Source organism: Treponema rectale, assembly GCF_014202035.1.
GTDB lineage: Bacteria > Spirochaetota > Spirochaetia > Treponematales > Treponemataceae > Treponema_D > Treponema_D rectale.
On record NZ_JACHFR010000002.1, the window covers coordinates 830926 to 848875 of the forward strand.

At 40.2% G+C, this 17950-nt stretch carries 18 protein-coding genes and 1 tRNA gene; 12 read left to right on the plus strand and 7 right to left on the minus strand.

Translation table 11 applies throughout. The annotated features are described in order from the left end of the window. Window positions 1-19 precede the first annotated feature (19 nt). Window positions 20-1135 carry a histidinol-phosphate transaminase gene (gene hisC / locus HNP77_RS08065; protein ID WP_184652655.1) on the minus strand — a complete coding sequence of 372 codons (1116 nt, stop codon included), beginning with the start codon at window positions 1133-1135 and terminating at the stop codon, window positions 20-22. Between the two features lie 92 nt (window positions 1136-1227). On the opposite strand from hisC, the gene HNP77_RS08070 reads away from it, so the two are divergent. Both HNP77_RS08070 and HNP77_RS08075 read left to right on the plus strand, forming a co-directional pair. Then, window positions 1228-3048, plus strand: coding sequence for a proline--tRNA ligase (locus tag HNP77_RS08070; protein WP_184652656.1), 1821 nt, complete (start codon window positions 1228-1230; stop codon window positions 3046-3048). 68 nt (window positions 3049-3116) lie between these two features. Then, window positions 3117-4163: a DUF7954 domain-containing protein gene (locus HNP77_RS08075; protein ID WP_184652657.1), complete on the plus strand. Its 1047-nt coding sequence runs from the start codon at window positions 3117-3119 to the stop codon at window positions 4161-4163. 145 nt (window positions 4164-4308) lie between these two features. Here HNP77_RS08075 and HNP77_RS08080 read toward each other — a convergent pair whose 3' ends face one another. Beyond that, window positions 4309-5184, minus strand: coding sequence for a GerMN domain-containing protein (locus HNP77_RS08080; RefSeq protein WP_184652658.1), 876 nt, complete (start codon window positions 5182-5184; stop codon window positions 4309-4311). A gap of 23 nt (window positions 5185-5207) precedes the next feature. Beyond that, window positions 5208-5278, minus strand: a tRNA-Gln gene (locus tag HNP77_RS08085). A 140-nt stretch (window positions 5279-5418) separates the two neighbouring features. On the opposite strand from HNP77_RS08085, the gene hflK reads away from it, so the two are divergent. The 3 genes from hflK to HNP77_RS08100 are packed head-to-tail and all read left to right on the plus strand — an operon-like array spanning window position 5419 to window position 9035. After that, on the plus strand, window positions 5419-6396 hold the full coding sequence (gene hflK / locus HNP77_RS08090) for an FtsH protease activity modulator HflK (RefSeq protein ID WP_184652659.1): 978 nt from the start codon (window positions 5419-5421) through the stop codon (window positions 6394-6396). 3 nt (window positions 6397-6399) lie between these two features. After that, window positions 6400-7392 carry a protease modulator HflC gene (hflC, locus tag HNP77_RS08095; protein ID WP_184652660.1) on the plus strand — a complete coding sequence of 331 codons (993 nt, stop codon included), beginning with the start codon at window positions 6400-6402 and terminating at the stop codon, window positions 7390-7392. A 2-nt stretch (window positions 7393-7394) separates the two neighbouring features. Beyond that, window positions 7395-9035, plus strand: coding sequence for a hypothetical protein (locus HNP77_RS08100; RefSeq protein ID WP_184652661.1), 1641 nt, complete (start codon window positions 7395-7397; stop codon window positions 9033-9035). Here the strand turns inward: HNP77_RS08100 and HNP77_RS08105 are convergent. Continuing rightward, window positions 9025-9639, minus strand: a complete 615-nt coding sequence (locus HNP77_RS08105; RefSeq protein WP_184652662.1) for a hypothetical protein — start codon at window positions 9637-9639, stop codon at window positions 9025-9027. The genes HNP77_RS08100 and HNP77_RS08105 overlap by 11 nt on opposite strands. A gap of 98 nt (window positions 9640-9737) precedes the next feature. Between HNP77_RS08105 and HNP77_RS08110 the strand changes: the two genes are divergently transcribed. The 6 genes from HNP77_RS08110 to HNP77_RS08135 all read left to right on the plus strand — a co-directional run bounded on the left by HNP77_RS08110 (window position 9738) and on the right by HNP77_RS08135 (window position 14285). Then, window positions 9738-10091 (plus strand): nitrous oxide-stimulated promoter family protein, encoded by a 354-nt coding sequence (locus HNP77_RS08110; RefSeq protein ID WP_184652663.1) that lies wholly within the window; start codon window positions 9738-9740, stop codon window positions 10089-10091. 103 nt (window positions 10092-10194) lie between these two features. Beyond that, on the plus strand, window positions 10195-10557 hold the full coding sequence (locus HNP77_RS08115) for a hypothetical protein (protein ID WP_184652664.1): 363 nt from the start codon (window positions 10195-10197) through the stop codon (window positions 10555-10557). Next, entirely contained in the window at window positions 10557-10856 is a 300-nt protein-coding gene (locus tag HNP77_RS08120; RefSeq protein ID WP_184652665.1) for a hypothetical protein, read from the plus strand. The genes HNP77_RS08115 and HNP77_RS08120 overlap by 1 nt, the downstream gene beginning before the upstream one ends. Next, entirely contained in the window at window positions 10849-11349 is a 501-nt protein-coding gene (locus HNP77_RS08125; protein WP_184652666.1) for a YchJ family protein, read from the plus strand. The genes HNP77_RS08120 and HNP77_RS08125 overlap by 8 nt, the downstream gene beginning before the upstream one ends. 16 nt (window positions 11350-11365) lie before the next feature. Continuing rightward, window positions 11366-12139, plus strand: coding sequence for a 23S rRNA (guanosine(2251)-2'-O)-methyltransferase RlmB (gene rlmB / locus HNP77_RS08130; RefSeq protein ID WP_184652667.1), 774 nt, complete (start codon window positions 11366-11368; stop codon window positions 12137-12139). Window positions 12140-12458: 319 nt separating this feature from the next. Then, the gene (locus HNP77_RS08135) at window positions 12459-14285 is read left to right on the plus strand and encodes a methyl-accepting chemotaxis protein (protein ID WP_184652668.1); all 1827 of its coding nucleotides are present in this window, start codon (window positions 12459-12461) and stop codon (window positions 14283-14285) included. A 20-nt stretch (window positions 14286-14305) separates the two neighbouring features. Here HNP77_RS08135 and HNP77_RS08140 read toward each other — a convergent pair whose 3' ends face one another. The 3 genes from HNP77_RS08140 to purM are packed head-to-tail and all read right to left on the minus strand — an operon-like array spanning window position 14306 to window position 17216. Further along, window positions 14306-15136 (minus strand): hypothetical protein, encoded by an 831-nt coding sequence (locus tag HNP77_RS08140; protein WP_184652669.1) that lies wholly within the window; start codon window positions 15134-15136, stop codon window positions 14306-14308. Window position 15137: 1 nt separating this feature from the next. Continuing rightward, entirely contained in the window at window positions 15138-16082 is a 945-nt protein-coding gene (gene argC, locus HNP77_RS08145) for an N-acetyl-gamma-glutamyl-phosphate reductase (RefSeq protein ID WP_184652670.1), read from the minus strand. A 24-nt stretch (window positions 16083-16106) separates the two neighbouring features. Continuing rightward, window positions 16107-17216, minus strand: a complete 1110-nt coding sequence (purM, locus tag HNP77_RS08150) for a phosphoribosylformylglycinamidine cyclo-ligase (protein WP_184652671.1) — start codon at window positions 17214-17216, stop codon at window positions 16107-16109. A 171-nt stretch (window positions 17217-17387) separates the two neighbouring features. Between purM and HNP77_RS08155 the strand changes: the two genes are divergently transcribed. Beyond that, on the plus strand, window positions 17388-17906 hold the full coding sequence (locus HNP77_RS08155) for a hypothetical protein (RefSeq protein WP_184652672.1): 519 nt from the start codon (window positions 17388-17390) through the stop codon (window positions 17904-17906). Window positions 17907-17950: the final 44 nt, after the last annotated feature.

The window sequence follows — 17950 nt, forward strand, 5'->3', positions numbered from 1 at the left end:
GTCTGTTTGGATTTGTTGTCTATAAGTCTTTCATTGCTTCTTTCAATGCATCCATCTGCTCTTTTGTACCGATTGAAATGCGTACGAACTGCTCGATTCCGGGAGTAGAAAAGTGCCTGATGAGGATGCCTGCTTTTTTTACGGTCTGGTAAACTTTTTCTCCTTCAAGTCCGTCTTTTTTTGCAAATATGAAGTTTGTTGAAGAGTCGATTACAAACCAGCCTCTTTCTCTGAGGAATGCTGTCATTGATTCCCGCTCGGCCTTTACTTTTCTTGCATTTTCTCCATAGTATGCCCAGTCTTTGCAGGAAGCGATTCCGGCAGTCTGTGTTAAAAAATCCACCGGAAAGTGATTGAATGAATTCTTTACAGTAAATACAGCTTTTATGAGTTCAGGATTTGCAATTATAAATCCGAGTCTTTGTCCTGCAAAACTTAAGGATTTTGAGAACGTTCTGACTATAACCAGGTTCTTGAATTCAGCAAGAAGGGGAATGCAGCTTTCTTCTGCAAAGTCACAGTAGGCTTCATCAACGATAAAGGCCTTGTCTTTTGGAGCCCTGCGTATCATCTGTGCAACTTCATCCCGGCTGAGGGCTATTCCAGTAGGTGCGTTCGGGTTTGCAAATATTGTACAGCTGTCATTTGCATTTGCATCGGCAAGCATTTTTTCTGTATCAAGATGCCAGTCAGATTTTAAAGGCACTCTGTCCATGGGAATGTCATAGTAACCGCAGTATACCGGATAGAAACTGTAAGTGTGTTCCGGAAGAACTATCGGTCTGTCAGAATCAAAGAAAGTGTAAAAGACAAAACTTAAAACTTCATCGCTTCCGTTTCCGCAGAAAATCATGTCAGGAGTTACTTTAAAAGGAATTGAGGCACTGCTGTTAGAAAGAACTCCGCCGGATTCATTAAGCATCTGTGCAATTGCAGAACGAAGTTCATTTGCATCCGGATCAGGGTAGAGTCCTATTTTTTCAGGATGAGATGCAACAGCTTCTGTTACAGCTTCAGTTACTTTTCTGCTCGGTGGATATGGATTTTCATTGGCATTAAGCTTTATATAAACCCTGTCTTTTGGCTGTTCACCTGGAACATATGGATGTAAATTTTCTAGTCTTTTTGCAAGCATTTTTCTCTCCGCTGATTTATTTTATTGTGTTCACGGAATTGTGTAAATGAGGTTAATTGTAAATAAAATTGCATTTCATTAAAATGTATGACATGAAAACTTCACAGATTCCTTTTAGAACCCTGCGGGAAGCTCCTGCAGAAGCTATTATTGCAAGCCATCAGCTTATGATGAGAGCTGATTTGATTCGTAAACTTGGTAACGGACTTTATACTTATATGCCTCTTGGACTTAAAGCCTATCGTAAAGTAGAAGGTATTATAAAGGATGAACTTAATAAAAGCGGTGCCCTTGAATTTAAGCCGACCGTAATTGTTCCTGGAGAAATCTGGAAAGAAAGCGGCCGCTGGGAAACAATGGGTCCTCAGATGCTTAAGGCAAAGAACCGCGGTGATCAGGATATGGTTGTTTCTCCTACAGCAGAAGAAGCTTATACAGCAATCTGCCGTGCAGGTCTTACTTCTTACAAGCAGCTTCCGATCAACATGTATCAGATTAACACAAAGTACCGTGATGAAATCCGCCCTCGCTATGGTGTAATGCGCGGCCGCGAGTTTAACATGATGGACGGTTATACTCTCAATGCAAATGATGAATCTCTGGATGAAAGCTATCAGGGATATGCAAAAGCCTATCACAGAATCTTTAAGCGTCTTGGTCTTAAGGTAATTCCCGTAAAGGCTGATACGGGAGCAATGGGTGGAAGCGGCTCTGAAGAATTTATGGTAGAAAGTCCTGTCGGTGACGATACACTTATTCTCTGTCCTAAGTGCGGTTATGCTGCAAATGTAGAAAAGGCATCCTGCAGACCTGATCCTGCTCTTGATGACAGCGGAAAGCCACAGGCAAAAACAGACCTTCCTTTTGAAGAAGTTGCTACTCCGAATGTATTCAGCATTGAAGATATGGAAAAATTCTTCGGAACTACTTCAAAGCGTTTTGTTAAGGCTCTCATTTACCGCGTAATAAATTCTTCTCTTGATCTTACCGGAACTGCAGGTGCAGATAAGCTTAAGCGCGTAAAGGAAGGTGATTTTGAATTCTATCCTGTAAGTTATGTATGCGTACTTATCCGCGGAGACCTTGATGTAAATGAAGCAAAACTTGCAGGGCTTCTTAAAGCAAGTGAAGTATGTCTTGCTGATGATGAAGAAGTTGTTGCAATGAGCGGTGCACCTCATGGTTTTGTTGGTCCTGTAAAGCTTAACTGTCCGATTGTTCAGGATTTAAGCGTAAACGACATGCACGATGCTTTTGCCGGAGCCGGAAAAGAAGGCTTCCATATTAAGCATGTTGAACCTGGCCGTGATTTTACTGCATGGAAAAACGCAGACGTACGTACTGTAAAATCAGGTGATAAATGCTGCTGCGAAGGCTGTGACGGTGAATATTATACAACAAAAGGAAATGAACTTGGTCACATCTTCAAGCTTGGTAAAAAATATACTCAGAGCATGGGCGTTACTTATCTTGATGAAAATGGAAAAGCTGCCGTTCCTACAATGGGCTGCTATGGAATCGGTGTAGACCGCGTTCTTGCTTCCATTATCGAAAGCTTCCATGATGATAAGGGAATTCAGTGGCCGATGAGTGTTGCTCCGTTCCAGGTTGCCATCGTTCCTATTAAGTATAAGGATGCAATGAAAGATGCGGCAGATAAGCTTTATGATGAACTTACTGCTGCCGGAATTGAAGTTCTTCTTGATGATCGTGACGAACGTCCTGGCGTAAAGTTTAATGACATGGATCTTTTGGGATTCCCGGTACGTATTACTGTAGGAGATAAGAATCTTCCTAATGTAGAAGTAAAAATCCGTAACCAGGCAGAAGCTTCTCTTGTTCCTCTTACAGAAGCAGGAGCAAAAGTTGCAGATATTGTCCGCAGTGCTCTTGCGGAACTTAATGCTGTCTGATAAATAAAACCTGAAGCCGGATGGTATTGTAAAACTGTCCGGCTGTTTTTTTAGGAGCTGTGATTGTGATGAATGTAAAAAAGTGCCTGACTGCAGCAGTTATGATTGCTGCCGGAACTCTTGGTTTTTCACTGCCGGGGGTTGTTTCTCCCATACCTGATACCAGCGGTGAATATGTTTTTTATGAAGATAAAACTTTTAACAGGGAAAGCATTGTAGGTTTTTTGTATTACAGTGAAGCTTCCTATGCAATAAGGTATTATGCCCCTGCAACTGAATCAGAAAAAGAAAAGGATATTACTCTTTACATAAGTGTAAATCCTGATAATCCTGTCCTTGAACTTACAGGAGAAACTTTCCGTGGTGCAGATGCTGGTGATGCTGATCTGGTAAATTATCTGAGGGATCTTTTTTATGATTTTACCGCTCAGAGAAAGCGTGTAATTATAGAAGATTTTTCAGATGTAAAAAATTCTGCTGAAGCTCCTCAGTTTGGCGGCGATGTAGTTTTTAATTTCAGTGCCTATGTCCCGGTTTTTAATATTGAATCAGTGAATTCCGTTAACGGAAAATATGTTTTCAGGCTTCAGACTGCGGGGCTGCTGACATCTTCTGATGATCAGAGCTTTGCTTTTTATAAAGGGGCAGCCGGTCTTCCTGAAGATTCTGTCCGTGATGCAGATATTCCTAAAGCAAAGAAAACTGTAGTTGAATTTGATTCCCATGAAATTACAATCGACGAAGGCTGGACAAAGACAATGGAAAATCTGTGGACGTTGAAGGAATCCAGTCTTCTGATAATATCAAAGGGTGAAGTTCCTGAAGGTACTGTACCTGAAGATTACATTCATTTTTTACGCCGCAGGCTTCTTGAAGGTACTTCCATGAGTTATTCTTTATGGCAGCATAAAAAAGTTGAAGAAAAGGGTAACAGTCTTTATATCACCTGTGTGTATTATCAGCCTTCCGTTCAGAACCGCCTGAGGACAATGGAAATAGTAACCCTTAACAGTGATAACACGATTCATTTTGTAAATCTGACGGTGTACGATTATGTTTATCAGAAAAACCGGAAATATTTTGATAAGATAATTAAGTCCTATAAGGAAAACTGAAAATCTGGTCTTTTATAATAGTATTGTCATGCTGAACTTGATTCAGCATCTACAATAAATATAGTGCATAGATTCCGAAGCGAGTTCGGAATGACGCTGCGCAACGAACTTTTTGGACAGCCCCTTTTATGGGCTTTACTTTGAATCAGAAAGAGTTTCTGTTCAGCGGGCTTCCGATATAGCAGGAACTTTCGCTGCTGACGAACTGGCGTTTTTCTCCTTCAATAAGGAACTGCACGCTTTTTACTGTAGGAAAGGCTGTTGCCGTGTAGACAATCTGCTGAATCTGACAGCGGATACCTTCAATTCCGATCTGGTTAAATTCGAATTCTTCGCTGAAGTTAAGGATTGCAACTCCGTTTGAAATGCTTATGCCTTTAAGTTTTGTTCCGGAAGAAATAAAACTCTGACAGCCTTCTGCTGCTTCCGAAGCGGTAGGTCCTGCAAGAAGAGCGTTTATTGCATCCCTTAAAGGACTGTCCTTGCTTACCTGCCGGGAAACCTGCTTGCGGAGAATTTTTCCGTTGCTGGATACTGTCATGAAGCATAACTGCGTCTTAATGGTTGAAGCAGCTTTTGCTGTGGATTTATTTTCAGATACATTTTTTGCGGATTCTGTTTTTTTCTGCTCAGTTTTAGTTTCTGATGTTTTCTGTTCAGTTTTTGCTGAATCAGTTTTTACCGTATTCTTTTCTGGTTCCGGTTTATTTTCTGAAACAGCAGCTGTGTTTTCTGTCTGTTCTTTAGTTTCAGGGCGAGTGTCGTCTTCTTTTTTTGAGTCTGCTTCTCTGGCGTGCAGGTCTATTTTTACGCTTTGAGGTTCCGGGTCTGTTTCAAGAACTTCCGGGGGAAGAATTAAGTCTGTTTCTGCCGTTTCGAGACTCTCTTTTGCATCTTTAATGTTGTTTTTAATTTTTGGAGCGTAAACAATAAAAACTATAAGAAGGAACAGGGAAATTATAATCCAAACAGCAAGAGAGGCACCGGTGTTCTTTTTTTTGCGCTTATCATCGTTCTTCATAACAGCATCCGGATAAAGAAGTATTCTTCCGTCAGGATTCGAACCCGAACTAAAAGCACCAAAAGCTCGTGTGCTACCATTACACTACGGAAGAATGCCTGCCCCTACTATATATGAAATGGGAAAATTCATCAATATTTGATGTATTTTTGTTTTATTTCGGTTGCATTTCGGTAAGGGTTTTAGTTATTTTTTATAATGAGGTTATTTTAATAAAAAGATTGGGAGATTTACATGACGGATTATGAAATGTACCTGAGGAATCTCAGCCGGAGATTTCAGCAGAAGATAAAGACTCCAAAGTTTATCTTTATTATTGCTGCAGTTGTGTTTTTGATTGCTCTTGCTGCGTCAACTTTTTTTATGGTTGATCAGACGGAGCAGGCCGTAATTACCAGGTTTGGAAGTTATCGTACCACTCTTGGACCGGGCCTTCATTATAAACTTCCTTTCGGAATAGAAAAAAAATACATAGTTCCGGGGGCAAAAGTTGTTCAGACTGAACAGTTTGGTTTTAAGACGACAAAAAGCGGAGTCGTAAACACTTATCAGAATAACATAAGTTCTGAATCCACTATGCTTACGGGAGACCTGAATATTGTAGATGTGGAATGGATCATTCAGTACAGGATTGTGGATCCGGTAGCCTGGCTTTTTACAGTTGAAGAAAAGGAACAGACAATCCGTGACATCAGCCGCAGTGCCATAAATACCCTTGTGGGAGACCGGGCTATTTTCAGCGTTATGGGAAGCGAGCGTTCCAATATAGAAAGTCTTGCAATGACCATGATGAATGAACAGTTCCATCAGCTTGGAATGGGAATCAATGTAATTGCAGTAAAGCTTCAGAATATTGTTCCACCTTCAGGAGTTCAGTCTGCATTTGAAGACGTAAACAAAGCAATTCAGGATATGAACCGTTTTATTAACGAAGGTAAGGAAAAATATAATGCGGAAATTCCTAAGGCAAAGGGAGAGGCAGACCGTCAGGTTCAGGTTGCGGACGGTTATGCGGCAGAACGTGTAAACCGTGCAAAGGGTGACGTTGCAAGATTCAATGCCGTTTATGAAGAATATAAAAAAGCCCCTTCCGTTACACGGGAGCGTCTGTACCTGGAAGCTATGGAAGAAATCTTTAATGCGTCAAAGGATCCTGTTCTTGTAGACAAGAATCTTGATAATGTGCTGCCTTTTAAGAATTTAGGAGAGTAACAGATGAAAAAAGAGAATAAAATATATGCTGTTCTTGCAGGAATTGCTGCCCTTATAATTCTTCTTGCCGTTGCAGAACCTTTTTATGTTGTGGAAGAAGGAACTCAGGCTGTAGTTACCCGTTTTGGAGAAGTTGTAGGTTCAAGAACAAAAGCCGGTCTTTACGTAAAGGCTCCGTTTATTGATTCAGTTACTGAATATCCGAGAAGAATACTTTCTCTTGACGGAGACAGTGCCCGCATTCCTACAAAAGAGAATCAGTTTATTGTTGTTGATACGACAAGCCGCTGGAGAATTGAAGATCCTGAACTTTTTTATGCTGCATTTAAAACTCTTGATGCAGCATATGCAAAACTCAGTGACGTAATTGATTCTTCCACAAGGACGATTATTACCCGTAACCGCCTCAGCGAAATTGTAAGGTCCAGCAATATCATAAATGAATCTTCTGATCAGCAGGCAGAGATTGCAGTTGTTGAGGGAGAAGACTCCGCAGAAATTGAATCCCTTGTGAATGTTGATTATGAAAATGAAAATGTTGTAAAGGGAAGAAAAGCCCTCTGTGAAGAAATGGCTGAAGAAGCACGTAAGATGGTTGGTGAATATGGTATTGAACTTATAGATATCGTTCCCCGCCAGATTAAGTATTCTGATGAACTTACAAACAGCGTTTATAACAGAATGATTAAAGAGCGTAATCAGGCTGCTCAGGCTTACCGTTCAATAGGAGAGTCCCGTAAAACAAGACTTCTTGGTAAACTTGAGAATGAAAAGCGCACCATTGAGTCTGAGGCATACCGCATAAGTGAAGAAACTAAAGGTAAGGCAGACGCTGAGGCTGCTGCAATTTACACGGAAGCCTATTCAAAGGACCAGCGTTTCTATGAGTTCTGGAAGAGCCTTGAATCTTATAAAAAGACTATGGGAAAATTTGATTCGGCTTATTCAACTGATATGGATTACTTTAAGTATCTTTATAATTCAGAAGGAAGATAAAAATGAATGCCCTTGTTTTTTTTAGAAATGATAAGTTTTATTTTAATACCTGCCTGAACTCAAAGGCTTTTGCCCGTGCCAGATTTGCAGAACGGCTGGAAGAAAAAGGTTATCTTTGTTCTAAAGAAAACGGGGTCTGGAAATTTTCTTCGTTTTCTTTTTCTGAAACTGAAGAAGAAAATGATTTTATATATCTGACTGCCCCCGGATTTGACGGACAGACACTTGCTTCTATAATTGAAAAATCTGATGAAGCAGAGAAAACTTTTGCACTGGCACTTACTGTAAAATTATACGAGCAGAGTTTGATTCAGAATGTAAAGCTTGATGCTGTGGGAGCCGGCGGAATATTTTTCAGCAGTGATTTTAACAGAGCCCTGTTTGTGCCGTCGCTTTTTTTTAAAACTGCTCTGAATGTACTGGGCAGTGGTGAATATACGTTGAATCAGGGACTGTATATTAATCCTAATCTTAAAGGAGAAAATGCAGTCCGTTATACTCAGTGTGCATTGAGCTATAGAATTCTTACGGGGCGTTTTCCTTATGAAGAAAATACTTATGAAAAACAGGATGAAGATTTCAGGGACAGGAATTTCATTCATATAAAAAATCAGGTGTACGGATTAAAGACGACTCTTGCAGATTTTATAGATGACGGTCTTCTGCAGAATCCTCTTTCTAAAGAAGCCTTAAAATCTTTTGCCGTTAAACAGTTCCCCCTTGAAACTCTTTATATGGAAGCAGGTCTTGAAAATGACGGTTCAATTCCTGAGTCAGGAAAACTTAACTCTGTTGAACGGAAGGCTTCTGTTTCTGTAGAAGAATTTGAGCGTCAGCGTCAGCGGGCAATTGAAAAGAAGAACAGTCTTGTAAATAAAAAGCGCTGGATAAGAAAACACCGTACGCCTGTAACTGCAGCAGCAGCTGTTTTTGCAGTTCTTGCCGTAGTCTGCATTTCTTATTATTCAAGCTGGATAAGAAAACCAAGTACAGCCGGTCTTACTTCCCTGGAAGTTGTGCGGGCTTATTATACAGGTATAAATGTTCTTGATTCTGACATTACTAAGCATTGTTCAGATGGTAAATCTATGAAGGAACGGGATAAGGTAATAAGCAATATCTATGCTTCCATAAAGCAGATGATAGGAATGGATGTTAACCGGGAATCCCAGTCTCCTGCAAAGTGGCTTAATTACAATCAGATGAGTTTCAGAATTTTCGGACTTTCAAATTTCAATGTTAACGGAAATCCGGAAAAACTGTATTTTTATGCTCCTTCAAGAAAAGAAAAAAAATCACCTCTTCTTGAAGAAAACGGACAGAAGCTTCATGACTCAGATACTGCGGTTTATTCAGTTAAGTACTATCTTGTAAATAACGCCCTGTCACCGGAAATAAAAGTAGAAGATTATACGGATACGGTTACCCTTACTTATAAAAAAGACAGGTGGCTTATAACTTCCATAGAAAGTAAGTTTACAGAAAGTTCGTATGATACGGAAGAATTCTGCAGGGATTATAAAAAGGCCTTGGCTGATTCTTCTGATGACTTGAAAAGTGCAGCAATGGTTCTTCGGGAAAAATATGATTTTATTCCTGCTGATGAAGAACTTGAGCAGGCTGCAGTTTTAATTACTCGGTAATTTTTGGTTTTGTTACTTCGTAGAATTGGGGAGCCTTTGCGCTGATGTGCCAGCCTCCGTTGTAGAATCCGTTTCTGTTTGCAGTGGGACTGACAAAGATTACTTTCAGCGGGTTTTCCGTGTCGTAATAAAATTCATTTGAAGTCCATTCCCCTTTGTTTGAGGTTTTGAAAAATCCGTGACTGTCTTTAGGGGTGGTTACGGTAATTTTGTATTTTCCTTTTTTCAGGTGAAGGCGGGCTGCCATTCCTCCGCTCAAGTAGTAGTTTTTTTCATAATCGTATAAAACGGAAACTGTTCCCGGAACAAACAGGCTTTCAAAATCCGTGCGCTTTCTTTTTCCTGTGTTTACGACTGTCATGGAAACCCATTCATATTTTGCAGATACTTTTGTGTGGGTAACATCTTCTCCAGTTTCTGCGTCTTCTATTTTTATAAAGCATCTTACGTCATTCAGTCCTTCGGTGTTGTCCGGTCTGTAGATTATTAGTTCCCAGGGATTATGCTGAACTTTCCGGTCGTCTTCAAAGGGAGAAGGTATTGTCTGAGAAAAAACTGCTGCGAATGTAAAAAAATAAAATGCTTTCAGAAGAAAAAGTTTCATCATTTAATATTTTCGGAATCTGATAAAAATTTCTCAATAGGAATATTATAATCGCTCTCAGCATAAATAAAAAAATGTTTTGTGCTAATATGAGCGGCATGACTGGAGAAGAAAAAATCCTTAAGAAACGTATCCGTGAGCAGCAGGTAGTTCATCTTATGATAAGCCTGTACTGCCGGAAAAAACACGGAAGCAGTAAAAATATGCTGTGCAGTTTTTGTCTGGAGCTGGATGAATATGCTGCCGGAAGAAGTGAAAACTGTCCTTTTATAAAGACAAAGACATTTTGTTCCAGCTGTACCGTCCACTGTTACAGGCATGACATGAGGAACAGAATCAGGGAAGTAATGAAGTTTTCCGGTCCCAGGATGCTTTTTTATCACCCTGTGCTTGCTGTCCGCCATTTGTTTTCTACAGTATGTTCCCGTATGAAAAATAAAAAAACAGTGTAAAAATATGATGAAATGGTATAGGATAGGAGAATAAATATCAGGAGTCCATTGTCCGCAGTATCCTGCTGCAGGAGGTCTTCCGGGTACTCTCAAGGAGAAAAATATGGCTTGTTTTACAGTTCCACTGGCAGAAGCTCTTGCCGTTACTGCCGTTAAGCATTTTACGTGCAGAAAAACATTGAAGGATGCTGCTGCATTTAAAGAAAAAGTTTCAGTTCTTCAGAAAATGCTTTTTGGCGGAAGTTTCCTGCTTGCTGCAGAACATGTTTATCATGGTGAAGTTGTTTTTTATCCGCCTTTTCTTACTGCAATGGAAAATTCTGAGGCAACTGCAGAAATGCTTCATGAAATGGCCACGGTGGGAGCAGGAATGGCTGTGCTTACAACTGCAGTATGGGCTCTCGGTCTTGGAATTTCTGCACTCGTAAAAAGAATTGGCTTAAGAAAACAGACAGGAGCAGTCTGATGTGCCTTATAATTACAGTTGTAATGGCTGCCGCTTTCTCCGTACTGTATGCCGCCTTTAAGAAAACAGGACGTTTTGTAAAGAGTTTTTCTCTTGCTGCCCTGATGTTCTGGTCTGCTGCCCTGATGTGGTCTGTAGACGGAATTAATGCAGTGCTTCATGGGGAAGCCTTTTTTGATTTGTCCCGGGAAGATTTAGTTCTTGGTGGAATTATTGCGCTTCTGGGTACCTGTGTATTCTTGATTTCAATGTTGATTGAAGTCCGCCGCCTAAATCAGTATAATTCTCAGCATGAGTGAAAATAATCTTTGTCCATGTGGTTCAGGCAAAACTTATGCTGAATGCTGTGAACCGATAATTAAGGGAACCGTAAAGGCTCCTACTGCAGAAGCTTTGATGCGTGCTCGCTACACATCTTATGTTGTTCATGAAATTGATTTCATTATCAATACCTGTGAAACCGGTGAAAAAATTGCAGAAATTGACCGTAAGGCAACAGAAGACTGGAGTAACAAGAGTACATGGCACGGTCTTAAAATCCTCAGTACACAGAAAGGTCTTGAAGGAGATGATGAAGGTATCGTTGAATTTGAGGCAACTTATACTCAGAAAGGAATTCGTGACGTTCATCATGAAATTGCAGGATTCAAGAAAGTAAACGGTGAGTGGCTGTACAGTGAAGGTATGCTTCGTCCGACAACAGTTGTGCGTGAAGGAAGAAAAGTCGGCAGAAACGAACCTTGTCCATGCGGCAGCGGTAAAAAGTATAAGAACTGCTGCGGTAAAAACTAATCAGTGCTTTGGTTGTATGTCTAAGAATATTTATACAGGATTTCATGCAGTAGAAGAAAGGGTCAGGCGTTATGCCTCAGAAAAAACTCATTCTTCCGTACTGCAGGTTTTCTATTCAAAGCCGGGACCCCGGGTAAAAAAGATTCTCTCTCTTGCTAAGGAAGCAGGTATTCAGGTTGAAGAGTCAGACCAGAAAGTTCTGGATGCAATGGTTGCAGGACTTCCTGAGCGTGAAAAAGATCATCGCGGTATCGTTCTGACGGCTGAGGGAGAAAAAGAGAGGGCCAGCAATTCCGTAAGGCTTGATCAGTGGATTTCGGAGTGTCCTGAAAAAGCTACTGTTATAGTTCTGGACAGTGTAACTGATCCTCATAACATCGGAGCAATCCTCCGTTCCTGTGATCAGTTCGGAGCAGATCTTCTGGTGACAGGAGAGCGTAACAGTACTTCAAATATTCAGGAAAATGATATTATTGCCAGAACCAGTGCAGGAGCTTCTGCCTGGGTTCCTCTTGCAGTAGAGACAAACCTTAACCGGGCTGTAGAACTTCTTAAGGAACATGGCTTCTGGGTTTACGGGGCTGATGCAGGCGGTACTTCGTTACAGTCTATAGAATTTGCTCCTAAGACATGTATCGTAATGGGCAGTGAGGGAACAGGAATTTCCCGTCTGCTTACGGAAAATTGTGATTCCATTGTTTCGATACCTACCTGCGGAAAAATTGACAGCCTTAACGTGTCAGTTGCGGCTGGAGTTCTTCTTTACGAACGGCACAGGCAGAGTCTCTGATGCTGGAAAAGACGGGGCTGTCCAATAAGTTCAAAAAATGTCATTTTCGGGCTGTCAACAACTTTTTATGAGTGTCATTTTCGGTCAAAAAGTGTCATTTTCGGGCTTGAACCGAAAATCCCCCTGCATGAGATTGCCGCATCAAGTGCGGCAATGACAGGGTGTCGAGCACGGCAATGACATGGTGGCGAGTGCGGCAATGACTCATACTTATTGGTCATCCCCTTATTTTTAATTAATCTTGAATTCTTTTTAGAAAAATCCCTGTTTAAATGTTATACTTTTTACATAAATTTAACATTTATACAGGGATTTTTTTATGAAACAAACATTAAAAAAACTTTCACTGCGTAAACGTTTTGTCGGAGTTTTTGCCGGGCTTATTATTGTTGCAACTACACTTCTTTCGGTAATAGCGGTTCGTATTATTAAAGTTACAGTTCATTCACAGGCTTCAGCCCAGAGTTCTGCCATTGCAGAAAATGCTGTGCGTAAGATTGACGGAGATGCCTTTGAACGTTTTTCAAAGAGTATTGATGAACAGGATCCTTATTTTGAATCAACACGCCAGGAGCTTCTGCGTATAAAAGAAGCTGTCGATTGTGAATATCTTTACACGATGTATAGAAGGGGCAGTACCTGGTATTATGTAATAGACGGAAGCTGTGATCCTTCTGATTATGAAAACTATTCTGTTCCTGGTTCTGAAGAAGATGTAAGTTCCTGGGGAAAGGCTCCTTTTAAGGCTTATGATGAAGGAGTACCTGCTGTATCTGATTTTGAAAATCAGGATGGCTGGGGCTGGACGATAAGTTCGTATTATCCTATAAAAAATTCCATGGGTTCTGTCGTAGGAATCGTTGGCTGTGATATCGGTGTTGATACCATTGTGGAAGATATGAACAGACATATAATGCAGCTTGCCGTTATAGATATTTTTATTGTCCTTCTTGGCGGCATACTGATATATGTGTTCTCCCGTGCAATGTTCAAACCGATGAAGGATATTTCTGATTCGATGGAAAATATTGCTTCCGGAAAAGCTGACTTGACGGAAAGACTTCCTGAAAAAGGCGGAAAGGAACTTGTAGTTCTGGCTCATAACTGTAACAGCGTGATTTCCAGCCTTGCAAGCCTTGTATCAAATCTTCAGGAGCACAGTTCAGTACTTTCTTCTACAGGAAGCGAAATGTCAGACCGCACGAATCTTAATATAGAAAGTATAAATGCTTCTTTTGACAGTGTAAGTAATATAGATCAGAAGATTAAAGTCCAGAGTGAAAAAGTTCAGCTGATTGCAGACAGTATCATTGCTGTAGAAAATGAAATCAACGGACTGAAAGAAAAACTTAATTATCAGGCTGATGCAATTAATGAATCTACTTCTGCTGCAGATGAGATTTCAAAGAACATTAAGTCTGTAAATGAAATCGTAGACAACATAACTTCTGATTATGAGCGTCTTGAAACGGAAGCCGAAGACGGTAAGAAAAATCAGCTTACAGTAACTGAAAATGTTGCACAGATTGCACAGCAGTCAAAAAACCTTAATGAAGCTAATGCTGCCATTGCCCGTATTGCAAGTCAGACGAACCTTCTTGCCATGAATGCTGCAATTGAGGCCGCTCATGCGGGAGAAGCCGGAAAAGGGTTTGGTGTTGTAGCTGATGAAATCCGTTCACTGGCAGAAACCTCTTCACGTCAGTCAAAGCAGATAAAGAGTCTTCTTGATGATGTAACTAAATCTATTGAACAGATAGTTGCATCTTCTGATATTTCAGCTTCTTCTTTTGAAAATGTTACTGACCGCATAGTTAAGATGTCCGTACTTATGAAGCAGGTTCAGTCGGCAATGACTGAAGAAAATGAATCAGTAAAAAATATTCTTACTACAGTGGATACTCTTAACAGTACTACAGAATCAATTGCTGAAGCTTCTGAACAGATGCAGTCAGAAAGCGGAAAACTCTTTAAGGAGATTGAGGAACTTAAGGATATTGCAGAACAGACTCATGCAGAATCTGCTGTTGTTTCTGAAAATATGAATGAAATGAGGGCATCTGCAGAATCAGTTTCTGAATCTGCTCAGAAAAATCAGAAAGCTACAGGTGCCGTTATTGATATGATTACGGGATTTAAGGTCTGATATTGGACTCAGCAGCAATTTTAGAAATGCTTTTTTAATCCTATGCTTGCGGCACTGCACTGAATCTGGGTAAATCCGTTCTGCTGAACTTTCCATCCCAGAAACAGTTCTATGCCGTCAGCCAGCATTATACCTGCTTCAAGATTATTTTCTATGATTGAATCCGGATCGTATTCCAAACCTTTTTTATCTTCGTCAGAAGAAAAATCACTGGCATAAAATCTGTATTCCAGAAGAAGTTTTCGGGCGATGAAGGATTTTAGGATAAAGCCAAATCCGATACCGTCGTTTTTAATTTTTCCATACACATGAGCCCATTGAACGAAAAAGCTTACGCTCAGAGGATTTGTCTGAAACAGGTAGTACTGTCCTCCCAGATTAAAATATCCGTAAAAGAAGTCTTCATCTGTTTTTTTGAACACCTGATTATCAAAAACTGGACCAAAGAAATGCCAGGTGGTTCCTTCAAGTCTGGTACAGTTTCCGATTGTTTTTGTGCGGGGATAATAGAAAGCTCCGGTTTCTATTGTGTAGCGCCATGGTTTCCCATAGGTTTCATCTGGACCGGCTGCATAGGTTATGTAATTATTTCCGTCTGCAAAAGGATATTCGTCGTAGTAAACGCTGAGATTCTGAATAAGCAGAAGCTCAAAAATAACCCGGAATAGTGCGGTTCCAAGACTGTCAGATTCATCATATTCTGAAGAAGCTGACAGCCTGTTAATGCAGACTGAATCCTGCTGAGAGAAAACAGTCTGCGGAAACTTTATATCCTGTGAAGTATCTTTTGTATTTGAAAAACAGACTGTCGGAGCAGTAAGTAAAACTAAAAATACAAAAAATCTTTTCATTTTATAAAGATTCTCCTTCGTCTATACCCATGCGGATATTAAGGCACTGAACTGCAGCACCGGAAGCTCCCTTGCCCAGATTATCGAATCTTGAGGTAAGCATGATGCGGTCGTCATTGCCGTAAACAAAGATTTCCATGTTGTTGGTGCCGGCCAGAGTGTTTGCAGGAATAAACTGTTCAGTTAAAGTTCCTTCTCCCATAAAGCCTGCAACTTTTACAAAGCGGCTGCCTGCGTAATGCTCAGACATCATTTCCCATACGTCACGGGCAGTTACTTTTTTTGCCAGAAGCCTTGCATGCAGACCTACGGTTACAGTCATTCCCTGGAAGTAATCACAGACATAAGGATTGAAAATTGGTTCGTATTCAAGTCCTGTGATTTTTTTCATTTCAGGAAGATGCTTGTGTGCCTGAGTAAGGGCATATAAACGCGGTGAATCAAGTTCAGGGTTGCGGTCTTCTGCTTCATAAAGGGCAATAGCCTTTTTTCCTGCTCCTGAATAACCTGAAACAGCATGTATTACTACAGGATAATCTTTTGGAAGAATGCCGGATTTAACGAGAGGATAACCTAAAGAAATGAAGCCGGAAGCATAGCATCCTGGAACTGCAATTCTGTTTGAAGCAGAGATTTTTTCTCTGAAGGATTTATCAAGTTCCGGAAAACCGTATGCCCAGTCAGGATTGGTTCTGTGTGCCGTAGATGCGTCGATGATTACAGTTTTAGGATTTGTACAGAGTTCTGCGCTTTCTATTGCTGCTGCATCAGGAAGACAGAGAAACGTATAATCCGAAGCATTTATCATCTTTGCTTTTTCTACAGGATCCTTGCGCTTTTCTTCATCAATCTGAAGAATTTCGATGTCATTTCTTTTTGCAAACCGCTCAAATATTTTGAGTCCTGTTGTTCCTTCTTTTCCGTCAATAAAAACTTTTACTGCCATTTTTTATTCCTTGCGGGGTAAACCTCAGTCAACAAACTGTGTCATTTCCTTGTTGCCTTTGAATTCACCCTTTATAACTTTGTCGGTGTGGCTGACATATCCGATTTCATAAGCCTTCATGTCAGGAATACCTTTTTTTGAATATTTTTTTGCATTTGTATTGAAGGCTTTAAGTATTTTTTCTGCATCCTTTTTGCTTACTGCAAGTACGAATCCGATTCCCATGTTGAAGGTTGAGAATACGTTTTTAGGATCAGCACCTCTCTTGATAAGTTCGTCAAAAATTGCAGGAACTTCCCAGCTGTTCTTTTTGATTACAGAGCAGAGCTGCTTTTTGCCTTCCGGAGCTTTCTGGTACATGCGCGGTACGTTTTCGTAGAATCCGCCTCCAGTAACGTGAACCATTCCGTGTACTGAACCAGGAAATTTTTTAAGGATTTCCATTACCGGTTTTACATAAATGCGTGTAGGAGTAAGGAGTGCATCTCCGATTCTTGTTTTTTTACCGTTGAGGGTAATTTCTTCTTCAAAGTTCTTTACAAGCTTGCGGATAAGGGAATATCCGTTTGAATGAGGACCAGTAGAAGAAAGCCCGATAAGGATGTCTCCTTCTTTTATTTTTTTACCGTCAATGATATCTGACTTGTCTGCAACACCAACGCCGAATCCTGCAAGGTCGTATTTTCCTTCATCATAGAAGTCAGGCATTTCTGCTGTTTCTCCACCGAGAAGTGCACAGCCTGCATCAAGACAGCCGTCGGTAACACCTTTTACAAGTTCACCGGCAATTTTTGAATCAAGTTTTCCGCATGCAATGTAATCAAGGAAGAAGCTGGTTTTTACTCCTGAGCAGAGAATATCGTTTACGCTCATCGCAACACAATCGATTCCAACTGTGTCATATTTTTTAAGCTTGAATGCAATGTCAAGTTTTGTACCTACACCGTCAGTTCCGCTTACCATTACAGGGTTTTTCATTCCTTTTGGAACTGCGAACATTCCGTTGAATGCACCTAAGTCTGTAAGCTGTCCCGGAATGCGGGCACGTTCTGCCTGTTTGCGATACTTGTCAACAGCTTTGTAGCCTTCGTTAACATCAACACCTGCTTTTTTGTAGTCGATTGTCTGAGCCATAAAATTTCCTCTCATATATTTGGATTTATGAATTATAGTAGGATTAAGTAAAGTCGGCAATCGGTCTGTGTTGTCTGTTGAAAGAAGATTTTTGAGGCGCTTAAGTATCGGCTGTGAATAATATTTGACAATCATAAATTTGTTGGTTAGGATTTTTTTAAGGGAAGATTTATGGTTAAAAAATGTTTGTTGATATTTGTTTTTTCTATTTTATTTGTTTCATGTGATGATTTTAAATCTGGAGTTTATTTTCATGACTATGAAGAATTCGAATATAATAAAAATGCATGGGTTGAACCAGCTTCCAGTATGATTGAGTATAATTTTTCGTCAGGTAACGTGGGAGTATTTCAGGGGTTTAAAACAATACGGAGTGGAATAGTTTCTGAATTTACAGTTCCGGATGAACTGAAGGAAGAGTATTCGAAAGAAGATTTTCTGGATTTTTGTAGTTATGGAAATATTGTTTTTTATTCTGTAACTGATTTGTACAGCTATATAGAAAATCGGTATGAATATATCAAAGAATACTGTGACAGTGATGAGCGTTATGATATATATGTTGAATATGGTACTGTACGCGGAATAAAATATATAAAGGAATTTACTATAGAATATGAAATAAAAGAAAATTTAGTGGGAGACGGAACTTATGGTGTAGAAGTGGTTTCTTATTCGGAATCAGAGTAATCCTGAAGATTCATTCCGTTGTTTTTTTACCCGCAGGCTGATAT